This is a genomic window from Nautilia lithotrophica (assembly GCF_054656815.1).
This window is the reverse complement of record NZ_BAAHXN010000001.1, coordinates 170,657-192,939: the sequence shown is the minus strand read 5'-3', so window position 1 is coordinate 192,939 and position 22,283 is coordinate 170,657. Positions and strand designations below refer to the sequence as shown.

Genomic DNA, 22,283 nt, shown 5'->3' with positions numbered 1-22,283 from the left:
ATTTAACTTTTACCTTAACTACTTATCTACTTAACTACTTCACAACTTAACTACTTATCCACTTAATTATATTTCCGCATATCCGACGCTTAACGCCGCTTTTAGGTTTCTTAGTTCGTTTAAAACCTCTTCGTTAACTTCATTATCCACAATAATTACGGCCATAGCCTGACCTTCTTTGTTTCTTCCGAGTCTGAAGTCTGCGATATTAATATTGTGTTTTGCAAGTGTCATTCCGACTTCACCTATTACACCAGGGACGTCGGTGTTTTTAAAGAATATCATTTTGCCTTTAGGCTCAAATTCTAAATCAAAACCTTTAAATTCAACAATTCTCGGATGTTCTTCCAACATTGTTCCGCTTATTGAATATTCCCCGTCGTCCGTAATTACTTTGATATTTACAAGGTTTTTGTAAGTGTCGTTTTTAATTTCTTTCGTTTCGGTTACTATTCCTTTTTCAGTTGCTAAAAATTCAGCGTTTACATAATTAACATTTTCAGTAATGTTTTGAAGAAGTCCTACAAGTGCAAAAGTAAGAACTGATTTGTCTTCTTTTGAAATGTTTCCGCTTAGGTTTACTTTTACTTTTTTGATTGATTTATTGATTACTTGTGATAAGATATATCCCATTTTTTGAGAAAGTTCAAGATATTTGATGACCCATTCAGGCGTGTTTGCAGTATTAATAGGTAAATTAAGCGCATTAGGGTAGCTGCTGCCTCTAAGTGCTTCGATAATTCCTTCAGCCGCCTGGATTGCTATTCTTTCTTGTGATTCTTTCGTATTTGCACCTATATGTGGTGTAACTGATGTGTTTTCAAGCTCAAAGAAAGGATGCTCCGTTAAAGGTTCTTTTTCAAATACGTCAATTCCAAGCCATGCGATTTTTCCTGATTTAAGTGCTTCTGCTACGTCTTTTTCATTATATAATCCACCCCTTGCGCAGTTGATTAAAACAACCCCGTCTTTCATTTTTTCAATTTCTTTTTTAGTTATCATATTGATAGTTTCTTTTGTTTTAGGTGTGTGGATTGTTATAAAATCACATTTAAGAATTTCTTCAAAATCAGTCGTATATTTACATCCAAGATCAGTTGCTTTGCTCGGATCGATATAAGGGTCATATGCAATTACGTCCATTTCAAGCGCTTTGGCTCTTATACCTACACGGCTTCCGATGTTACCAAAACCAATAATTCCTAGTTTTTTACCGGCAAGTTCGATTCCTAGCCATTTTTCCCTGTTCCATTCGTGTTCTTTTTTCAAATTCCATACGGCATTTGTGAAACTTCTTGCAGCCGTCAAAAGATGTGCCATCGTAAGTTCAACCGCCGCGAGTGTATTTGCGGTAGGCACGTTCATAATAATAACACCTCTTTTACTTGCCGCTTCCATATCAACATTGTCAACACCGACACCGGCTCTTACTACGGCTTTTAATTTTTTTGCATGAGAGAGGAATTTTTCATCCACAGGCGTAGGACTTCTTGTAATTACCCCATCAGCGTCTTCTATTACTTTTAATAGTTCGTCTTTTGGTGTTCTGCTGGCATCTACAAGTTCAATGTCTTTGGCTTTTTTTAATATTTCAAATCCAGCAGGATGAATCGGGTCACAAACTACTACTTTCATTTATATCCTTTTTATTATTTTTTCTATTTTGATTTTGAAATTATAACTTTTAAATAGTTTAATTATTTTTTCAGCTTGTTGTAATGATTTAAATAAAATAAAAATTTCCGTCTTTTTCTTTTCAAGCATCGAATATGCTATACCCTCATTTTCAAGTATTGCTTTTATATTGAATATAGCGTATTCGTCGTTTGCGTTAATTACAACTTTATAGAGTATAATGTTCTTATACTCTTTAAAATCAATTTTCATAAAAAGTTCTCTTGCCGGAAATGTAAAGGAATTAAAAGAGAGGTTTAAAACATCACCCTCAGTTTTTATTTTGGTTATATTTTGCTCGGTTGGTTGAATTCTCTCAATATCCGGCTGTGAAATTTTATCATAAGTCACAAACAATATTGCTGTAATAACTGCCGTTAAAATAAAAATTACTATTTTCATTCAGCAAGTTTTACTCTCTCACCGTTAATTTCTATTATTTTACCTTTAAATGCGTCACCTATATTATATTCATTATTGTAATCTTCTTTTCTTACAAGAGCTTCAATATCGCCCAAATCTATAAACATACCGAAATCTGTAATATATTTAACTTTTCCTTCAACTTCATGCCCGATCTGATGATTTTGGGCAAATGTGTCATAAGGATTTGGCATAGCGTCTTTTCTGGATACGATTACTTTATTTTCTTCAGGAGATATAGTAATTATTTTGAACTCAAGTTTATCGCCAATGTTGAATATTTCATTTGCTTTTTCACCTTTTTTGAATGAGGCGAATTTATTTGGAAGAAGTGTGCTAATTCCGTCTATTTCCACAAAAGCACCAACATTTATAAATTTTGTAATCACACCCTCAACTACATCACCTACATTATATTTTTCTGCAAATATAACAGCAGGTTTTGTAAGAAGATTTTTTCTTGAAACTCTTAATTTTTCTTCTTCAGGATTGATTTCAACAATTTCAACTTCTATTTCATCGCCTAAAGTTAAATCATTAATTCCGTCCCAGTTTATTTCACTGATATGTAAGAAACCTTCAACGCCGTTGCCAAGGTCAACAAATGCACCATAATCTGTGATATGAGAAACACTAACTTTCACTACATCACCGATATTGAGTTCTTTTACTTCTTCCCAAGGATTTGGAAGTGTTTTTTTAATTGAAAAAATTCTTCTTACAGGATCAATCAGTTTAACCTGAACTTCATCACCTTCACTTATGTATTGGCGGTGATCTATTTTTTTATAAAAAATTTCTTCTTTTGGAACAAATCCACTAATTCCATCTACATCAATTACGATACCTTTAGGTTTAACTTTCGTAACCACGGCATTGATTATTTCATCCGCCTTGCTTTCAAGCTTTTCTTTTATATCATTCAGGTATGCTTTTCTATCAACTACGACAGAGTTTTGTTTGAATTCTTTTACATATGCTTTTACGGTTTTACCGATAACACTTTCGTCTTCTTTTAGGCCACTGAGGCTTTTAGGAAGGAAAATTTCCTGTCCGTCCACATATCCTACAAATCCACCTTTGATTAATTTTTCGATTTTAAACTCTACCACATCACCTACTTTTATTTCACTCATGCTAATTCCTTTATTCTTGAGATTATTTTTTCAACCAACCATTCCGGGGTAGAAGCACCGGCGCTTATTCCGCAGTGCTTTTTACCTTCAAACCACTCTTTTTTTAACTCTTCTTCACTTTCAACCAAATATGCGGTGCAAAACTCTTTTGCTATATTATATAATTGTTTTGTATTTGATGAGTTTTTACCGCCGATAATTATCATTATGTCAGCTTTTTTAGCAAGTTCTCTTACTGCATCTTGATTTTCAAACGTTGCATTGCATATTGTATTAAAAACTCTTACTTCTTTATAATTTTGTATCAAATAATTTGTTATTTTAAGATAGTCATTTATTTTTCTTGTTGTTTGTGCAACAGTTGCAATATGTTCTTTTAATCTGATTTTTTCAAGTTCTTTCGGATCTAATACAACATATACCCTATCATGAACAGAATAGCTCATAACACCTTGTATTTCAGGGTGATTTTTATCGCCGAATATAACTATATCATATCCTAGTTTGCTCATCTCTTCTACGATTTCCTGAGGTTTTTTTACAAATGGACAGGTTGCGTCTATAATTTCAACATTTTTTTCTTTAAGTTTTTGAAGTTTATCTTTCGGAATCCCGTGTGTTCTTACAATTACTCGTTTTACATCATTATCAATATCATCAATGCTTTCAATATATTTTACATTATAGTTTTTTGCGAGTCTATTAATTTCAAGAGGATTATGAATAAGGGGACCAAGTGTTACGGCGTTTTTTGATTCTTCCGCAATTTCGACAGCTCTTTTTACACCAAAACAAAACCCGTAACTTTTGGCTTTTTCAATTTTCATAATTAACCTTAAAATCAGCTATTTTTTCAAAAAGTTTAAAAAAATTTGGAAATGACGTATTGATACTTTCAGCTTTTTCAATTTCCATTCCGCAAAGAAGCCCTAGCACCGCAAAACTCATAGCAATCCTGTGATCACCATGCGAATCAATTTTTGCTGTTTTTGGAATACCGCCTATAATTTCATACCCGTCTTCAAACTCTTTTGTTTCAATACCGCAGGCTTTAAGTCCGTTTACTACGGTGGAAATCCTATCTGATTCTTTGACTCTGAGTTCTTTGGCGTTTTTTACGACACTTTTGCCTTCCGCTACAGCCATGGCCATTGCAAGAGCCGGTAGTTCGTCAATAAGCCAAGGGATATTTTCACTTACTTCTATAGCTTTTAATTTTGCGCCTTTTACGATGATATCGCCGATAGGTTCGTATTTGTCTTCTTTTAAAATATATTCAATTTTTGCCCCCATTTTCTCAAGCGCTTTGTAAGCTTCAATTCTTGTAGGGTTTAGTGTCACGTTTTTAATAATTGCCGTTGAATCGGTAATAGCTGCTGCTACGGCAAAGAAAAATGCACTGCTTGGATCATTGGGAACTTCAATATTTAAAGGTTCAAGTCTATTTTCAAGCGGATTTATTTTTACATTCCATTTTCCGTTTTCCATTTTACATTCAAGTTTAGCACCCATGCCTTTGAGCATTCTTTCCGTATGGTCACGGCTAAGCATTGGTTCTTCGTAATATGAAGGTTTGTCGGCATTAAGTGCTGCCAAAATCATAGCGGATTTAACTTGCGCCGAAGCGATTTTACTTGTATAAGCAAACGATTTAAGTTTTCCACCTCTTACGGCTAAAGGTGCCAAATCGCCGTTTTTTCTTCCATCAATTTTTGCGCCTATGCTTCTTAACGGGTCTGCAACCCTTTTCATAGGACGGCGTCTTAAATACTGATCACCCGTCAATACAAAAAATCCGTCAATTCCGGCTAATAGTCCCATATAAATTCTTATGGTAGTTCCTGAATTTCCGCAGTATAAAACGTCATCGGCTTCTTGAAGTTTTTCGGGTGCGTGAATGATAATTGTTTCACCATCGTCTTGAATTTTTGCACCCAAAGCTTTTGCTATTTCAAGAGAATTCATCGTATCTTCGGCACGGAGATAATTTCTTATTATATTTTTACCATCTGTTAAAAGAGAAAAAATCGCACACCTGTGCGAAATGGATTTATCAGCATCTACGACAAATTCTTCTTCAAACTTTCTACCACCAACTACTTCTAAAATCATCTAAGCTTAATTCCTTTACTTTCGAACTCTTTTAAAATTTTTTCCATTATAGCATTAATTTCTGAATCTGTCAGCGTTTTTTCGCCTTGAATTACAAATCTTATAGTGAGTGAGTTGTTTTCACCCAGGTCATATATATCTATCGGATAGAAATCTTTAAGTTCTGGTATATTTAAAGAGTCAATTATTTTAAATATTTCTTTGTATGGCATTTCTTTATCAACCACAAGACTTAAATCTCTTGTAACTTTAGGAAATTTATTTATATCCGTTGCAAGTTTCATTTCATTTTTAAGTTTAGAAAGATCGATTTCAGCGAAATATGTATCATCGATATCAAACTCTTTTGCAACTTTTGGATGAAGTTTTGCAATGACACCTACGACTATGTCGTTTTGTATAATTTTTGCATTTTGATAAGGATGTGCAATAGGATGGGCATCATTTTCAACAAGTTCAAATTCGCCTATAATCTGAGCCAGTTTATCAACCATTGTTTTAAAGTCAACATTTTTAGGTTTACCATGATTTGCCGGGTTTTCGTAATCTTCATATCCGTTTATTACGAATGCTATTTTTTGTGTTTCTTCTCTTTTTCTGTTATAAACGCTTCCTGTTGTAAATAGATAAATTCTTTTATATCCATTTGCTTTGTTTCTAGAGATATCTTCTAATAATTGAAGAAGTAAAGTGCTTCTTAAAGTGTCAAGTTCTTTTACGATAGGATTGATTAAATCCAAATGATCATCAACAACACTAAATCCATATTTTTGAAGTCTTTCTTTATCGTCAAATACAAAATGAAGCGTTTCATAAAAACCTTGAGAAACAGCCTTATGTTTTAATTTGTTTATAAATTCATGAAATTCGATAATTTCGTTTATTCTATTTGTTTCTTCAAAGTTTAAAGGTTTTGAATCAATTTTATCAATTCCATATATCCTTAAAATCTCTTCAGCTACGTCTTGAATGTTTTTAATATCACTTCTGAAAACCGGAACTTTTATTTTCATATTTTCTTCATTAAGAACTTCTACTTCGAAGCCTAATTTTTTTAGTATTTCAACAACTTCTTTTTCCTCAATATCTGCACCTATAATATTTCTGATTTCTTCTATATTAAGATTAATATATCTTGATGGAAGTTCGTTGATTAAATCAATATTACCAGTATATACAGGAAGTTTGGCTTCATTTATAAAATAATTAATCCCGAATTCCAAATCAGGTTCACTTCCCCTGCTTGCTTTAAAGAAATATTCATCTGTTTTAAGCCCGTTAATAAAAACAATTTCGCTTACATATTCTGGATCGATATAATTTGCGTTAATTATATACGAGTTGTTTTCGTTTAATTCTATATCGTTTTTAACGCCTACAATATATTCTCCGTTTTGAGTTATATATTTGTCAATTCCTTTTTCACTGATAAAAGAAACTTCTCCAACATTGCTCAACACCAACAATACACCTGTCGCATGCATAGAATATTTAATAATTTTATCCTGCTCGTTTTTATAATCCACTTCACATAAAGCAAGTCTAAGATCAATTTTAATATTTGATTTTAAATTTCCACTGATAGCTTTTAAGAGATGAGAAGAGTGTTTAACTTCACTTTTTGTAACATTTACAACCCTGCCTATGCCTTCTTGAAGTTCTTCATAATTGTATTCAGTGTTTTTTAAATCAATGTTTAATCCAGCACTGAGTTCCCTTGCAATTCCGTAAATACTGAAACAATCACCCCTGTTTGCCGTTACGCCTAGTTCAATTATTTCATCATTTAAATATTTTCCGACATATTCACCTATTTTAAGCTCACCTAAAGAATCATCCATAATCATAATACCTTCATGAAAATCAGGAAGGCCTATTTCCCTTGCGGCACAAATCATACCGTGGCTTTCAACACCTCTTAGTTTTGCTTTTTTGATTTTAAAATCACCAGGAAGAACTGCACCCACTTTTGACACTACAACATATTCTGCATTTACGACGTTGCTTGCGCCGCATACAATTTGTAATATTTCATCACCAACATCCACTTTACATACGTTTAGTTTATCAGCATTTGGATGTTTTTCACATTCAATAACTTTTCCTATCACCACGTTTTGAGGAATTTCATATTTTTTATAACCTTCAACTTCCTGCCCGATTCTATTTAATGTATCTATTATTTCCTGAGTTGAAATATTTTCTAAATTAATAAATTCCTCAAGCCATCTTCTTGTTACTATCATTTAAACTGCTCCATAAGTCTAATATCTCCTTCATACATACTTCTTAAATCGTTGATTCTGTGCAATAACATTGCAAATCTTTCAACACCAAGACCAAATGCATATCCACTTACATTTTCATATCCAACGGCTTTAAATACATTAGGATCAACAACACCACATCCTAAAACTTCCAGCCAGCCTGTTTGTGAACACACTCTGCAGCCTTTACCTTCACAGAATATACAGCTTATGTCTACTTCTGCACTCGGTTCCGTAAATGGGAAAAACGAAGGTCTGAATCTAACTTTAACATCTCCGAACATATGAATTAAGAAACTCTCAAGTATAAATTTCAAATTAGCAAAACTGACTTTACCGGCTTCATCAACAACTAAACCTTCCACCTGGTGAAACATCGGTGTGTGTGTCAAATCGTAATCCCTTCTAAATACCGCTCCAGGACTTATCATCCTAATTGGTGGTTTTTGTTTTTGCATCGTTCTGATCTGAACGGGTGAAGTATGTGTTCTTAGAAGCGTGCCGTCTTTAAAATAAAATGTGTCTTGCATATCCCTTGCAGGGTGGTATTTTGGAAGGTTTAACGCTTCAAAGTTATGAAAATCATCTTCAACAAGAGGTCCTGTTTCTACGCTGAAATTTAGTTTTGTAAAAAAATCTATAATTTTGTTCATGGTTTCGGTAATAGGATGTATCGCACCGCTTGTTTTAGGAACAAACTGAGTAACATCAATTCGTTCTTTTTTAAGTTGTTCTTCAAGTAATTTTTCTTCAAGTTCTTTTTTCTTTTCTGCTATAAGATTTACCGCTTTTTCTTTTAATTCATTAAGTTCTTTTGCTACCTCTTTTTTCTTTTCAGGTGCTATATTTTTTAATTCCTTAAATTTTTGAGTTATTATTCCGTTTTTTCCAAGAAGTTTTACCCTGATTTTTTCAAGTTCGTCAAGGTCCAAAACTTTGCTGATTTCTGATAAATCCACCAAAACTATCCTTTTGTTTTTTAGGTATAATACTACCAAAAAAAAAGGAGCCTTTCAATGGATTGTATCTTCTGTAAAATAGTAAAAGGTAAAATTCCTTCAAATAAAGTTTTGGAAAACGATAAATTTTTAGCTTTTCATGATATTAACCCTATAGCGCCTGTTCATGTTTTGATAATACCAAAAGAGCATTTTCCTAAATTTGATGAAACTCCGGCAGAATTAATGCCTGAAATGGCCGAATTTATAAAAAGCGTGGCAAAAGAGCTTGATATTACAGATTACAGATTAATAACAAACAACGGAAGCAACGCCGGACAGGAAGTTTTCCATCTTCATATACATATGGTGGCAAATCCTAAAGGTAAACTTCTCTGGCCTAAGCTTTCTTAAGCTTTTTACTTTTTTTTGATAAAATTCCGACAAAAAGGGTCTTAATGAAATATGTTGGTGCACATGTGAGTGCAAGCGGAGGTGTGGAAAATGCGGTAAAAAACGCTGTTAATATCGGTGCTTCCGGTTTTGCTCTTTTTACAAAAAACCAGAGACAATGGGTTGCAAAGCCATTGAGTGAAAAGTCTGTTAATAAGTTTAAAGAGCTGATGGAAGAACATGGATTTAATGCTGATGCAGTATTGCCTCATGATAGCTATCTTATAAATCTTGGTCATCCGGAAGAAGACAAAAGAGAAAAATCATACAATGCGTTTGTGGATGAAATCAGACGTGTTGAACAGCTTGGATTAAAATATTTAAACTTTCATCCCGGAAGTCATCTTAAAAAAATAAGCGAAGAAGAGTGTCTGGATTTAATCAGTGAAAATATCAATAGAGCAATAAAAGATACGGAATATGCTGTATTGGTTTTAGAAACCACAGCCGGTCAGGGAAGCAATTTGGGCTATAAATTTGAACACCTTGCCTATATCATTGATAAAGTTACCGACAAAGAAAGAATCGGAGTATGTATAGATACGGCTCATATTTTTGCAGCCGGATATGATATAAGAACAAAAGAAGCATATGAGAATACGATGAAAGAATTTGATGAAATCATCGGTTTTAAGTATTTAAAAGGTATGCACATAAATGATTCAAAAGCCAAATTCGCAAGCCGTGTTGACAGGCATCATTCATTAGGAAAAGGTGAAATAGGAATTGATGCATTTAAATTTATAATGCAGGATCAAAGAATAGATAATATTCCTTTGGTTCTTGAAACAATTGAGCCTGAAATCTGGGCTGATGAAATAAAATTATTAAAGAGTTTTGAAAATGTATAAATATTTAAATATCAAACAAACTCCAAAACTAAGCGGAAGTATTGAAATAAGCGGTGCAAAAAACGCCGCTTTACCAATAATTGCTTCAACTATACTTGCAAAAAACGAAGTAAAATTTTCAAATGTCCCTGAAGTTGCAGATGTTAAGACCCTTTTAAAGCTTTTTAAATTACTTGGTGCGGAATATGAATTTAATAATAACAATTTAAATATTAATACCAATAATATCAACAATACTACAGCCGTTTATGAAATCGTAAAAACAATGAGGGCATCAATACTTGTTTTGGGTCCGCTACTTGCAAGATTTGGTGAATGTAAAGTGTCCCTTCCGGGGGGTTGTGCAATTGGAGCAAGGCCAGTGGATTTACACCTTAAAGCACTTGAAGCTATGGGTGCCGAAATTAAGATTGAAGGTGGATATATCCATGCCACCGGTAGATTAAAAGGTGCCGATATAATTTTTGACAAAATAACCGTTACAGGCACAGAAAATATTGTAATGGCTGCGGCACTTGCAAAAGATAAAACAAGAATAATAAATGCCGCAAAAGAGCCGGAGGTTATTCAGCTTTGTGAAATATTGCAAAATGCCGGGGTGGAAATTGAAGGAATCGGAACCAACGAAATAATCATACATGGAACGGATGGGGAACTTTTAAACTTTAAAGAAGAAAGAATCATTCCTGACAGAATTGAAGCTGGAACATACCTCGCAGCGGGTGCTATAACAAATTCTCAAATTACACTTAAAAACGTTATTCCGGCACATCTTGAAAGCGTTCTTGTAAAATTTAGTGAAATGGGATTTAAGCTTGAAGCAACCGAAAATGAAATAACTATTTTTCCAGCAGAAAGAATTTCACCTACAAACATTTCAACGACTGAATTTCCGGGCTTTCCGACTGATATGCAGGCACAATTTATGGCAATAGCTACTCAGGCTGAAGGTGTAAGTATTATTGAAGAGAGACTTTTTGAAAATAGATTTATGCATGTCCCGGAACTAAACAGGCTTGGTGCTAATATTAAAATTCAGAGTAAAATAGCAACAATTCAAGGTCCAACACCATTGGTAGGAGCAGATGTAATGGCAACAGACTTAAGAGCTTCATCTGCATTGGTTTTAGCTGGACTCATAGCCAAAGGTGAGACAAATGTTCACAGAATTTACCATCTTTTCAGAGGATACGAAAAACTGACAGAAAAATTCAAAGCTTTAGGTGCTAAAGTAGAGTTAAGAGATGAGCCTTTACCTTAATATTTCAAAATAAATTTCCGCAGTCTCTTTTCTGTCAAGCTTTTTCCCTAAAAAAAGCTCCATTGCCAATACACCCTGATATACAAGCATATCAAGACCTGTTTTGGTTTTTAGATTATGCTTTTTCGCAAGTTTTAAAAACGGCGTTTCTTTTCCATAAATTACATCCACGGCGTATTTCGCATTTTCAAAAATCTGGTTCAGTAACTTTTCAGGTGCTGGTAAATTTTCATCATTTAGTCCTGCACTGGTTGTGTTAATTACCAAATCATAATAAGTTTCTTGAACTTCATCCCAGGTAAAACAAGTTTTGTTTTTTTCTTTGAAATATTCTAATCTCTTTTCACTTCTGTTTAAAATATGTGCGTTTGGAAGAACCAGGCTTAAAGCTTTTGCAGTTCCCCCTGCTCCGATTATTAATACACTTTTATAATCGAATTCTTTAATTGCTTCTAAAAACCCTGGCGCATCGGTATTATAGCCTACAACTCTATCATTTTCTAAAACAAGCGTGTTTACCGCTCCTATTTCTTTGGCAATTCCTCTTACTTCGTCTGCAAGGTTAAAAGCGTATTCTTTATGCGGGACGGTTACATTTGCACCTTTTATTTTTAATTCTTTAAATTTGTTGATAATTTCTTTTCCGTTTTCCAATTTATAACGTCCATAACACTCATTAATACTCTTTTTTTTAAAAAAATAGTTATGCATCAATGGTGATTTTGAATGACTTACAGGATTTCCGAATATTAAAAACATTTAATTCCTTTATCGTGTCAAATAAAAATAAAATTCGTCGTCATCAAAATAAAACTTAACTTCTATTGCTTTTTTTTCGGCAACCAGAGTTTTTAAACTTTCCAAATCATCAAAGACTTTCGGCAATGTCATATGTATTTCCACATCATGTTTCGCAAATTCGGTTTTTGTATTCCCAACAATAATGTTTGCAAATTCGGCTACGATATCATGAAGCTCTTCTTTACTCTTTGCTTCTTCTCCCAATAATATTCTTGAAATGTTTTTTGTCAATTTTTCACTGAAAATCAAAACCACCATTCCGTCTATATCGCCATAAAACCCCAAAGAACTCGCGACATAGTTTTCATTGCTTAAGTCAAGTTCCATTTTAGTTAGTTCCGGTTTTTCTTTTTTAGCCTCAATACCGGTCATTAATTGAACCGTGTCAATAGTAGAATTTACAAAATAAGGAAGTAGATTTACAAGTTCTTTTGTGATTTTTTTCTGTTTTTTGTAGATTACATCCATATGTTTTTTTGCTTCTGCTAATGCTTCCGAATTCATAAGTTCATCTTCATTGGCAAAAAACAAATACCCCACGACTTCCAAATCAGTAAGCATTTTTGGTTGAATGTTTTTTGCATTTAGTCCAACTATTGCCATTAATGCACCATATTCAGCACTCTCTACACCGAGTTTTGAAAGGAAGCTTACTGCGTGTATATTTAATCCTTTTACATTATTCATATTAAATACAAAAACCCTAAACCCTATACTTAAACTTCTTCTAAAATAATCAATATCAAACTTTTGAGAAAGACTTGTGTCCAAAAAGCCGTCAAAATAAAAATGAACTATATTATTTTTAACAATAGCACTTACTCTGTTAGAAAACTTTGAGATTATACTATTTTTAATAATAATAGAATTTTCTTTGTTTTTTATTTCAGACTCAGCATTTACTGCAATTGGCATATAACCCTTTTTTACCAAGTGGTAGATAATTAAATTTTTATTTTCATCGTTATTTATACAGCATAAGTATATATCTTTATCAATTATTTCATCACTTGTAAAAAGTTTTTCGACGTCTTCCGATTCATATAAATTGAAAAATCTATTATCAATTTTCATTACCAAATTATAAACACTTTTGTTGACATTAAAAAAACTACATTCTATATCTTTTTTGTAAAGGGTTTCAAAAATGTCATTTAAGAATCTAATTGCATTTATATTGGCGCTTATTACTTTTGCAAAATCTATACTGACATATTTAATTTTTCTATTTTCAAAAGATTTTATATCATTTGGAGTAATAATAAGTGAAGCATTGCTTGCATCTAAAAAACCCTGAGGCCTGTAATAGACCTTTGAGCCTAAAAAACTTTTAACAACCCCCATTTTCATCCTTTATAATTCTTTAAGTGTAGCCACCAAAGCTCCAAGTTTATTGTTTACTTCTTTATATTCCAGTTCCGGTTTACTATCGGCTACTACTCCTGCACCCGCTTGAAAAATAACTTCGTCATTTTTAACAAGGGCTGTTCTTATGGTAATTGCTGTATCCATATTTCCGTCAAATCCAAAATATCCTACACTTCCTGCGTAATATCCCCTTTTGATGCCTTCATACTTTGCGATAAGTTCCATTGCTTTGATTTTAGGGGCACCTGTCATAGTCCCGGCTGTAAATGTTGCTTTAAAAAGATCAAACATATCATATTTGGAGTCAATTTCAGCTACAACGTCACTTACCATATGCATTACATGCGAATATCTCTCAACTCTCATAAGCTCTTCGACTTCCACACTTCCGGGTTTTGCAACGCGTCCCACATCGTTTCGTCCAAGATCTACAAGCATAATATGTTCTGCAACTTCTTTAGGATCGTTTAACATATCATGTTCCATTTCAATATCTTTTTTTAATGTTTCGCCTCTTTTTCTTGTGCCGGCTATTGGCCTTAATAAAATCATTCCTTCATTAAGTCTTACCATTACTTCAGGTGAACTTCCGATAATTGCAAAATCATCGATATCTATAAAATATAGATAAGGCGAAGGATTTTTACTTCTCAATTTTCTGTAAAATGAAAGTCTGTCTATTTTTGCCTTCACTTTAAGTCTGTTTGATAAAACTATTTGAAAAATATCACCGGCTTTAATATGTTCTTTTGCTGTTTCCACCATTGAGTAAAATTTTTCTTTGGAAAAAACAAATTTTGGTTCTTCTAAAATTTCTGCTTTTTGAAGCGGTATGTGTTTATAGGTTGAATTAATTATATCTTTTATTATATAAAGATAATTTTTATAATTTTCATCGTTAATAACAATTGTCAATTCTGAAGATTTATGCGAAAAACCGATTACCATTTTTGGTCTAATCATATAAAAATCAGGAATATTAGTTTCATCTATCAAATTATCCATACTTTTTTTAAGAACAGGTTCAAAAACTTTAACCATATCATATCCGATATAGCCTACGAATCCATCAATAAAACCTATTTGTAATTCGTGGGAAAGTTTTTTGTAATGTTCAAAATCGATTTTTTTATAATATTCTTTCATAAAAGTAAAAGGATCGGTATCAAATATTTCAGTAGTATTACCATTGTAGTAAAAAGTTTTTTCGTATTGGTATTTTATTGTTTCTCTTTCTCCAATAAACAAAAAAGTATAGTTTCCATCCGTATTATTTATTACACTTTCAAATAAAAAAAGCCTTTCCTTTGGAAAAAGATGTTTTATTTGATTGTATATTGCTATCGGTGAAAACTCATCAACTAAAAATTTGTCATAAACCATTATTTAACCTTATAAATAAACGCATTTTGTGTAATAGTTTCTTTAATTCTTTTAAGCTCTTTTTTTGCCATGGTTTTAGTGCTAAAAGGACCTATCAATATTTTAATAACTTCAATTTTTTTGCCGTTTTTTACATAATATGTTTCATACAGCCTGTAATTATAACCTTCTTTTTTTATTAAATTTAAAAATTTTTGATTTGGTTTTTTATATTTCATTAATGCAGCAACTTGAACGTAGTATTTTCCTTTAGAAACAGCAGTTTGTTTTTTTACCGCTGGTTTTGTTTCAGTTTTTTTAGTTTCAGGTTTAATGTTTGCTTTTTTTTCTTCTACTTCATTTTTTGTTTGTTTAGTAGTATTGTTTTGTTCAGTCTCAGCCGTGTTTACTTTTTCATCAGCTTCTTTTTTTATTAATTTATCGGCAAGATTTTCTTTTTTTTCTTTAACCACTGCTGATTCTTCAATTGGAACTTCTTTAAACATTGTGTCTTGTTTTTCTTCTTGGATTTGTGGAGGTAGAACAACATTGTCCTGTTTGGAAGCAGTATTATTGTAAATTGCAAACCCTAAAATAGCAATAATAAACACCAAAAAAGCAATTGCTCCGTATATTAAAGGTTTTTTCAAATTTTTTTTATTGTTTAAATTTAATAAATCGTCTTTATTTGGCATGGTATCTCCTTTTTGCTACATGTGTTTAGACCATGCAGCACCACGTTCTTTTTTGTAAAGTTCATAAGGTAAATTTAAAATATTAAATTCACTTGGCAACTCATCTGTAGGAAATACTCTCCACTGCTTCGGTAGCTTAGTAGCTAATTTTAATGATAGAGACTTTCCAAGCTGAATGGCTTCTGTTAAAGTTGTGTGTCCTTTATGAATATAAAGGTGCAAATGTCCAGGAGTTTTTGAATGATAAGCTGTAAAATTTAAAAATCCTTCTTCTCTTAAAAGCAAACTTGCCCTATTCCAAAACCTTTCCGGATCTCTTCCGTTATAATCAAATACAATGTTTTCAACTATATTTCTTTGTCTATTAATTAGATCATGTGCTACTATAATTTTTCTTTCGGCATGTTCGTTCATGATTTGCAGAGTTAAAGGTTTGTTTACTTTTTCATATTTGTCAAAAAAAGTTCTACCTTTATAAACTATTTTTTTGACAATTGAACCTTTATATTCATAATAATATGATTTATTCATTTTTATTAAAGAAATATCAACTGTATAAGCCAAATTTTCTCCTTTTAATTGCGGGGAAAAACCCCGTTTATTAATTAATATGTCGGTCTTTCGTAAATTACGAATTTACTTGCAAGTTCTTTAAGTTCTGCCGCTACTTTTTCTTGAAGTTCAAGATTATAAATATCATCAAGAACATCAGCGATTCTTGTAGATATTATTCTAAATTCTTCTTCTTTCATTCCTCTTGCAGTAAGTGCCGGGCTTCCGATTCTGATACCTGAAGTTACGAACGGACTTCTTTTTTCACCAGGAACTGTATTTTTATTTACGGTAATTCCGGCTCTTCCAAGTGCCTCTTCAGCTTCTTTACCGCTGAATTCTTTGTTTAGGAAACTTACAAGAACTAAGTGGTTGTCGGTTCCTCCGCTGACGATATCGTAACCTCTTTCAAGCAGAACTTCCGCGAGAACTTTTGCATTGGCTTTTACCTGTTTTGCGTATTCTTTCCAGCTCGGCTGTAAATTCATTTTAAATCCTACGGCTTTAGCAGCAATTACGTGAACAAGAGGGCCTCCTTGAATTCCAGGGAAAATAGCGCTGTTAATTTTTTTAGCGTATTCTTCGTTATTAGTAAGGATTAAACCACCTCTTGGACCTCTTAACGTTTTATGAGTTGTAGTAGTTACTACATCACAATGAGGGAATGGATGAGGATGCTCACCTGCAACAACAAGACCTGCAATATGCGCAATGTCAGCCATTAAAATAGCACCAACTTCATCTGCGATTTCTTTAAATTTAGCAAAATCTATTTCTCTAGGATACGCACTAGCACCGCAAACGATCATTTTTGGTTTAGTGATTTTTGCAATGTCTCTTACCCTGTCGTAATCGATTCTTCCTGTTTTTTCGTCAATTCCGTAAGAAAAGCTATGATAATGTTTACCTGAAAAGTTAACTTTCGCACCATGAGTTAAATGTCCACCATTGCTTAAATCCATTCCAAGTAGTTTATCAAGAGGTTTTAAAAGTGCAACATATACAGCTCCGTTAGCTTGGCTTCCTGAATGTGGCTGAACATTTGCAAACTCACATCCGAAAAGCTCTTTTGCCCTGTCAATTGCAAGCTGCTCAACTAAATCCGCATACTCACATCCACCATAATATCTTTTATATGGATAACCTTCAGCGTATTTGTTTGTAAATACACTACCCATTGCTTCCATAACTTCTGGAAGAGTAAAGTTTTCACTCGCTATCATTTCGAGGTGGTTTGTTTGTCTTTCAAGCTCTTTTTCAATTATTGAATATACGTCAATATCGTAATCTCTTAAACTCATTTATATCTCCTTTTTTATTTTACGTCGTCTTCGTTTTGAATTTCTTTTTTAGGTTTCATAGTTGGGAATAGAATCACATCTTTTATAGAGTGTGAATTCGTTAAAAGCATCACAAGTCTGTCAATACCTATACCTTCACCGGCTGTAGGAGGCATTCCGTATTGAAGTGCCCTTATGTAGTCTTCATCCATTTCCATACCTTCTTCATCACCCTTGGCCTTTGCTTCAAGCTGAGCTTTGAATCTTTCATATTGATCTAAAGGATCGTTAAGCTCGTTAAATCCATTTGCAATTTCACGTCCTGCTATGAAAAGCTCAAATCTTTCAGCAATTTCGGGATTTTCATCGCTTCTTCTTGCAAGTGGTGAAATTTCTATTGGAAAATCAGTTACGAATGTAGGATCAATAAGTTTACTTTCAACAAATTCGTCAAAAAGTTCCGCCCAGAGTTTACCTTTGGAATCTATATGTTCTTCAAGCTCAACACCATGCTCTTTTAGATATTTTTTCATTGCATCTATATCTTCAAGTATATCTTCAGGCACATTTCCGATTTTAATTAGAGAATCTTTGTATGTTATTGTAGTCCAATTATCAAAATCTATTACCATATCTCCGTATTGAAGCTTTTTAGGTAGATTTAATTTTTCAAATAAAAAGTCAAAAAGTTCTTTTGTCAGTTTCATTAAATCTTCTTTTGTATGATATGCCCAGTAAAACTCTATCATTGTAAATTCAGGATTGTGCGTATGATCTATACCTTCATTTCTGAAGTTTCTGTTTAGTTCAAACACAGCTTCGAATCCACCAACAATTAGTCTTTTTAGGAAAAGTTCAGGTGCAATTCTAAGATTCATATCAATATCAAGAGCGTTATGATGTGTCATAAATGGTCTTGCGTTTGCACCACCCACTACCGTATGAAGCATAGGAGTTTCAACTTCCAAAAATCCATGTTTTAAGAAAAACTCTCTAACTAAAGAAACAATTTTACTTCTTAAAAGAAATGTATCTCTAACATCCTTATTCATAATCATATCAAGATATCTTTGTCTGTATCTTGTTTCTACGTCTTGAAGTCCGTGGAATTTTTCCGGAAGCGGATGTATCGCTTTTGTTAAGATATTGACATCATCGGCATGAATACTAAGTTCGCCTGTTTTCGTAACAAAAGGATATCCGGTAACTTCTACTATATCACCAACTTCGAGGTTTTTCTTTAAAAGATTGAATTTATCTCCAAGTTCGTTTTTAGACATATATACTTGTAAGATACCTGTCATATCTTCAATTTTAAAAAATGCAGCTTTACCCATAAGTCTTAAAAACTTAACACGGCCTGCTACAGTAAACTTTCTAGTTTCATCACGTCTATTTTCAAGAGATTCTATATCTTTGTTTTTTTCCAAAAATTCAATTATTTTAGTATCTCTTTTGGCATTGTGTCCGTAAGGATTTATACCCGCTTCTTTTAATTTTTCAGCTTTTTGCATTCTAAGTTTTACATATTCGTTACTAAACATACACTAAGTCCTTTGTCTGTTTTAAGTATGAAATTTTAACATTTTTCCCTAATTTTTCTAAATCCTGAGGGGTTATATTTATGATTTTTTTACCAATTTTAACCAAAACAGGTAGCATAAAACTATTTTTTCCAATATTTTGCATTTTTTCTCTTATAAATGCAACCTGCCATAGCATTGCAATAATAATGCTTACCAGTAGAAAAAATTTCGCACCTGAAAAAACAAATCCCAATATTCTATCTAAAGCACCAAGAGCACTTAACTTTAAAATTTTCCCAAGCAAAAAACCTACAAAAACAGACAAAACCCAAAACCCTACAAACACAACAATAAAACCTACCAAATCAACAGCTGATTTATTTGGTATGTTAAAAAGATGATTGTTGATATATACCCCTGTTTGATGAAAAAATTTAGAAGCTAAAAAAAGTCCTCCTATAATTCCTATTAATCCTGCAAGCTCTTTAATTATTCCGTTAAAATAACCTTTAATTGCCAATATTAATGTTATTGCAATTACAATACCATCAAAAATGCTCATTTTATTCCTTTACTTCAAATCCGTTGCGGTTTATTTTTGCTTGATATAACGCATGATCAGCTCTTTTTATAATTTCTTCAAATGTATCGCCTTTTTTATGTTGAGTTAGCCCAATTGATACAGTTACTTTTATTAAATCGTTTTTATATTTTAAAAGGGTGCTTTCTATTTTTTTAACAATTCTTTGAATAATCGGTCTAACCTGAGAAAGTGTCATTCTGTTAAAAATAATTATAAACTCATCCCCACCATATCTATATATTCTGTTTTCTTTTCTGATCAGTTTCTTGATAATGTCAGCTATTTTTATTAATACAAAATCGCCAACTAAATGTCCGTATTTATCATTTATTTCTTTAAACATATCTAAATCTACTATTGCAATTACTAAATCTAAATCCTTTTCTTTTCCTTTTTCTAAAATTTCATTTAAGTCATTATTTAAAGCTTTTCTATTATACACTTTTGTTAAAGGATCAATTAATAATTCTTTATAAGCTTTGTCTAGTTCAACCTCTAAAGAATGCACAGTTTCTTCTAATCTATTTATTTTTTGAATAAGACCAGCACTAAATTGCATAATAGTTTCTTTAATCTCATCAATTTGAAGAGGTGCCACTTCTTCAATTAAATTTTCGGATTCCTGCTTTATTTCTTTTGAAACATTATTTACTTCTTTTATCGTTCTAACCGTTTTTGTAAGTATTGCTTCGTTTAAATCAGGCTCTACACATAAGAGTTTTGGATTCAAATCCTCATATATCCCCTCTTGTTTCACCAAAGAATTAAAAACATTCTTATAATAAAGTGGAAAAGGAGGCTTGTGCGCTTTTTTCAACTCATCTAACACTTTCTCGGAAATTTTTATAATCATTTCTTCCATTTTGTTGCCTTTTTTGTTATTATCGGAAAAACCCAAATATAATGAATTATACAAAATTATTGTAAAAAAAGGAGTAAATTTGAGGCTTACTAAAGAAAAAGCGATAGATTTAATAAAAAATGAAAATTTAATCACATTGGGTGAAATGGCATTAGCAAAAAAAAGAGAACTACATCCTAAAAAAATTACCACATTTATCGTTGACAGAAACATAAACTATACTAATATTTGTTGTATTGATTGCAAGTTTTGCGCTTTTTACAGACATAAAAGAGATGAAGACGCTTATATTTTGAGTTTTGAAGAAATAGATAAAAAAATCGATGAACTTATTGAAATTGGTGGAACGCAGATTTTGTTCCAAGGCGGTGTTCATCCTAATCTGAAAATAGATTTTTATGAAAATTTAGTAGAACATATTCATAAAAAATATCCCGAAATTACAATTCACGGATTTTCTGCACCGGAAATTGATTATATTGCAAAAGTTTCAAAAATATCAATAAAAGAAGTTTTAGAAAGATTAAAAGAAAAAGGATTAAGCTCTATTCCAGGTGCGGGTGCGGAAATTTTAAGCGACAGGGTCAGGGATATTATTGCACCGAGAAAAATTGATACTTCACGCTGGCTTGAAATTCATAAAACAGCACATGAAATTGGAATGAAAACTACAGCTACTATGATGTTTGGAACGGTGGAAACCATAGAAGAGATAGTGGAACATTGGGATTTGATAAGGCGCCTGCAGGATGAAACGGGTGGCTTTAGGGCATTTATCATGTGGAGTTTCCAACCATATAATACCGCCCTTTACAAAGAAGGAATTGTTACACAAAAAACTTCTTCAAACAGATATTTGAGATATTTAGCCGTTGCAAGACTTTTTTTGGATAATTTTAAAAATATTCAATCAAGCTGGGTAACTCAGGGAAGTTATATCGGACAACTTGCACTCCTTTACGGTGCGAATGATCTTGGATCTACAATGATGGAAGAGAACGTTGTCAGAAGCGCAGGTGCACAAAATGCCATGAATCAGCAGGAAATGATTGAACTTATAAAAGATGTAGGGGAAATTCCTGCAAAAAGAAACACCGCATATGAAATACTGGAAATTTTTAATTAAAGATTTACTTCATTTGCAAGTTTATTAAATTTCCACTCTTTTCTTGCTTCTTTTATTAAGTTTTTATTGATATCAGTTATTAAAAGCTCTTCTTTTGAACCTAACGAGTCCACAAGTTCCCCATCAGGATTTACCACAAAGCTGTTCCCGTAAAAATTCCACTCATTCCATTCACCTACCCTGTTTACTCGGGCAACATACATATTTTTTATAAAAGCAAATGTTTTTAAAAGTTCAAACCATCTTTTTTTTGAATTGAATGTTCCTACACTCGGAATTACAACCAAATCTACTTTTTTTTCGGCAAAATAATCCCAAAATTTACAAAAATGAGATTCAAAACCGAACATTGCGCCTATTCTGATATTACCTATTGAAAAAATCAGGGGTTTTGAATCTTTTTTATCAAAAAAAGCATCTTCATTCCAGTGGGAATAAGGCATAAAAATTTGTTGATAATAAAATCTTGCTTTACCTTTTTGAAATCTTACAAGGGCTTTGTATTTATTCTGTCCTTTTATAACTACCAAAGGCGCCAAAATCGTAATATTATAAACAAGTGATAGTTTTTTTAATAATTTAAGCTGATGATTTGATTGTTCTTTTATAAAATTAATAGGCGTTTTTTCAATATCTTTAAAAAATCTGTTTAACACATATTCGGGCAAAACAAAAAGTTTAACACCTTCACTTTTTGCAATATTTAAGTAATAATTCAATTTTGCTTTGTCAAAAGGAAGTTCTGCACTTTGAAGAAGGGCTATTTTCATTTTATCTCTTGAAATTGAAGTTTGGCTTCTTCAATCATTTTAGTCGCTTCTTCAAGAAGTTTCACACCTTTTTTATAATATTCCATAGCTTCGTGAAGGGTTATTTCAGGGTCGTTTAACTTTTCAAGCAGTTTTTTTGCTTCATTTAATTTTTTTTCAAAATCCTGCATTTATTTTCTCCTTTAAAATACCAAATGTCTAAAGTAAGAACGAAGAGATTTTTCTATCCTTCTTCTTTTACTT

22 protein-coding genes are annotated in these 22,283 nt (G+C 32.4%); 4 read left to right on the top strand and 18 right to left on the bottom strand.

Annotated features, from left to right (window positions below; all coding sequences use genetic code 11):
• Positions 1-66 precede the first annotated feature (66 nt).
• From serA to pheS, 7 genes are read right to left on the bottom strand one after another with little or no spacing between them, the layout of a single operon-like run.
• On the bottom strand, positions 67-1,635 hold the full coding sequence (serA, locus tag ACYQ19_RS00945) for a phosphoglycerate dehydrogenase (RefSeq protein WP_459977446.1): 1,569 nt from the start codon (positions 1,633-1,635) through the stop codon (positions 67-69).
• Positions 1,636-2,076: a hypothetical protein gene (locus tag ACYQ19_RS00940; RefSeq protein WP_459977444.1), complete on the bottom strand. Its 441-nt coding sequence runs from the start codon at positions 2,074-2,076 to the stop codon at positions 1,636-1,638.
• Complete coding sequence (locus ACYQ19_RS00935; RefSeq protein WP_459977442.1) at positions 2,073-3,233, bottom strand: S1 RNA-binding domain-containing protein; 1,161 nt, start codon at positions 3,231-3,233, stop codon at positions 2,073-2,075. Before ACYQ19_RS00935 ends, ACYQ19_RS00940 begins: the two co-directional genes overlap by 4 nt.
• A complete protein-coding gene (locus tag ACYQ19_RS00930; RefSeq protein ID WP_459977440.1) occupies positions 3,230-4,060 on the bottom strand; it encodes a 4-hydroxy-3-methylbut-2-enyl diphosphate reductase in 831 nt (276 codons plus the stop codon). The genes ACYQ19_RS00935 and ACYQ19_RS00930 overlap by 4 nt, the downstream gene beginning before the upstream one ends.
• Entirely contained in the window at positions 4,050-5,345 is a 1,296-nt protein-coding gene (gene aroA / locus ACYQ19_RS00925; RefSeq protein ID WP_459977438.1) for a 3-phosphoshikimate 1-carboxyvinyltransferase, read from the bottom strand. The genes ACYQ19_RS00930 and aroA overlap by 11 nt, the downstream gene beginning before the upstream one ends.
• Positions 5,342-7,591 (bottom strand): YtpR family tRNA-binding protein, encoded by a 2,250-nt coding sequence (gene ytpR / locus ACYQ19_RS00920; RefSeq protein WP_459977436.1) that lies wholly within the window; start codon positions 7,589-7,591, stop codon positions 5,342-5,344. Before ytpR ends, aroA begins: the two co-directional genes overlap by 4 nt.
• Positions 7,588-8,574 carry a phenylalanine--tRNA ligase subunit alpha gene (gene pheS / locus ACYQ19_RS00915; RefSeq protein ID WP_459978230.1) on the bottom strand — a complete coding sequence of 329 codons (987 nt, stop codon included), beginning with the start codon at positions 8,572-8,574 and terminating at the stop codon, positions 7,588-7,590. Before pheS ends, ytpR begins: the two co-directional genes overlap by 4 nt.
• Positions 8,575-8,628: 54 nt before the next feature.
• On the opposite strand from pheS, the gene ACYQ19_RS00910 reads away from it, so the two are divergent.
• From ACYQ19_RS00910 to murA, 3 genes are read left to right on the top strand one after another with little or no spacing between them, the layout of a single operon-like run.
• A complete protein-coding gene (locus tag ACYQ19_RS00910) occupies positions 8,629-8,964 on the top strand; it encodes a histidine triad nucleotide-binding protein (RefSeq protein WP_459977434.1) in 336 nt (111 codons plus the stop codon).
• A gap of 44 nt (positions 8,965-9,008) precedes the next feature.
• Positions 9,009-9,854, top strand: a complete 846-nt coding sequence (gene nfo, locus ACYQ19_RS00905) for a deoxyribonuclease IV (protein ID WP_459977432.1) — start codon at positions 9,009-9,011, stop codon at positions 9,852-9,854.
• Entirely contained in the window at positions 9,847-11,115 is a 1,269-nt protein-coding gene (gene murA, locus ACYQ19_RS00900; RefSeq protein WP_459977430.1) for a UDP-N-acetylglucosamine 1-carboxyvinyltransferase, read from the top strand. The genes nfo and murA overlap by 8 nt, the downstream gene beginning before the upstream one ends.
• Here the strand turns inward: murA and ACYQ19_RS00895 are convergent.
• From ACYQ19_RS00895 to ACYQ19_RS00855, 9 genes are read right to left on the bottom strand one after another with little or no spacing between them, the layout of a single operon-like run.
• On the bottom strand, positions 11,107-11,874 hold the full coding sequence (locus ACYQ19_RS00895) for a shikimate dehydrogenase (RefSeq protein WP_459977429.1): 768 nt from the start codon (positions 11,872-11,874) through the stop codon (positions 11,107-11,109). The genes murA and ACYQ19_RS00895 overlap by 9 nt on opposite strands.
• Before the next feature lie 9 nt (positions 11,875-11,883).
• A complete protein-coding gene (locus ACYQ19_RS00890) occupies positions 11,884-13,260 on the bottom strand; it encodes a chemotaxis protein CheX (RefSeq protein WP_459977427.1) in 1,377 nt (458 codons plus the stop codon).
• 9 nt (positions 13,261-13,269) lie between these two features.
• A complete protein-coding gene (locus ACYQ19_RS00885) occupies positions 13,270-14,667 on the bottom strand; it encodes an anthranilate synthase component I family protein (RefSeq protein ID WP_459977425.1) in 1,398 nt (465 codons plus the stop codon).
• On the bottom strand, positions 14,667-15,341 hold the full coding sequence (locus ACYQ19_RS00880; RefSeq protein ID WP_459977423.1) for an SPOR domain-containing protein: 675 nt from the start codon (positions 15,339-15,341) through the stop codon (positions 14,667-14,669). The genes ACYQ19_RS00885 and ACYQ19_RS00880 overlap by 1 nt, the downstream gene beginning before the upstream one ends.
• A 15-nt stretch (positions 15,342-15,356) precedes the next feature.
• Entirely contained in the window at positions 15,357-15,905 is a 549-nt protein-coding gene (locus tag ACYQ19_RS00875) for a DUF1882 domain-containing protein (RefSeq protein WP_459977421.1), read from the bottom strand.
• A gap of 41 nt (positions 15,906-15,946) precedes the next feature.
• Positions 15,947-17,194 carry a serine hydroxymethyltransferase gene (locus ACYQ19_RS00870; RefSeq protein ID WP_459977419.1) on the bottom strand — a complete coding sequence of 416 codons (1,248 nt, stop codon included), beginning with the start codon at positions 17,192-17,194 and terminating at the stop codon, positions 15,947-15,949.
• A gap of 14 nt (positions 17,195-17,208) precedes the next feature.
• Positions 17,209-18,717: a lysine--tRNA ligase gene (lysS, locus tag ACYQ19_RS00865; RefSeq protein ID WP_459977417.1), complete on the bottom strand. Its 1,509-nt coding sequence runs from the start codon at positions 18,715-18,717 to the stop codon at positions 17,209-17,211.
• On the bottom strand, positions 18,710-19,261 hold the full coding sequence (locus tag ACYQ19_RS00860) for a CvpA family protein (RefSeq protein WP_459977415.1): 552 nt from the start codon (positions 19,259-19,261) through the stop codon (positions 18,710-18,712). Before ACYQ19_RS00860 ends, lysS begins: the two co-directional genes overlap by 8 nt.
• 1 nt (position 19,262) lies before the next feature.
• Positions 19,263-20,144, bottom strand: coding sequence for a GGDEF domain-containing protein (locus ACYQ19_RS00855; protein WP_459977413.1), 882 nt, complete (start codon positions 20,142-20,144; stop codon positions 19,263-19,265).
• Positions 20,145-20,223: 79 nt separating this feature from the next.
• Between ACYQ19_RS00855 and ACYQ19_RS00850 the strand changes: the two genes are divergently transcribed.
• Entirely contained in the window at positions 20,224-21,270 is a 1,047-nt protein-coding gene (locus ACYQ19_RS00850) for a dehypoxanthine futalosine cyclase (RefSeq protein ID WP_459977412.1), read from the top strand.
• Here ACYQ19_RS00850 and ACYQ19_RS00845 read toward each other — a convergent pair.
• A complete protein-coding gene (locus tag ACYQ19_RS00845) occupies positions 21,267-22,040 on the bottom strand; it encodes a carbon-nitrogen hydrolase family protein (RefSeq protein ID WP_459977410.1) in 774 nt (257 codons plus the stop codon). The two genes, ACYQ19_RS00850 and ACYQ19_RS00845, sit on opposite strands and share 4 nt — an antisense overlap.
• Entirely contained in the window at positions 22,037-22,210 is a 174-nt protein-coding gene (gene xseB / locus ACYQ19_RS00840) for an exodeoxyribonuclease VII small subunit (protein ID WP_459977408.1), read from the bottom strand. Before xseB ends, ACYQ19_RS00845 begins: the two co-directional genes overlap by 4 nt.
• Between the last annotated feature and the right edge of the window lie 73 nt (positions 22,211-22,283).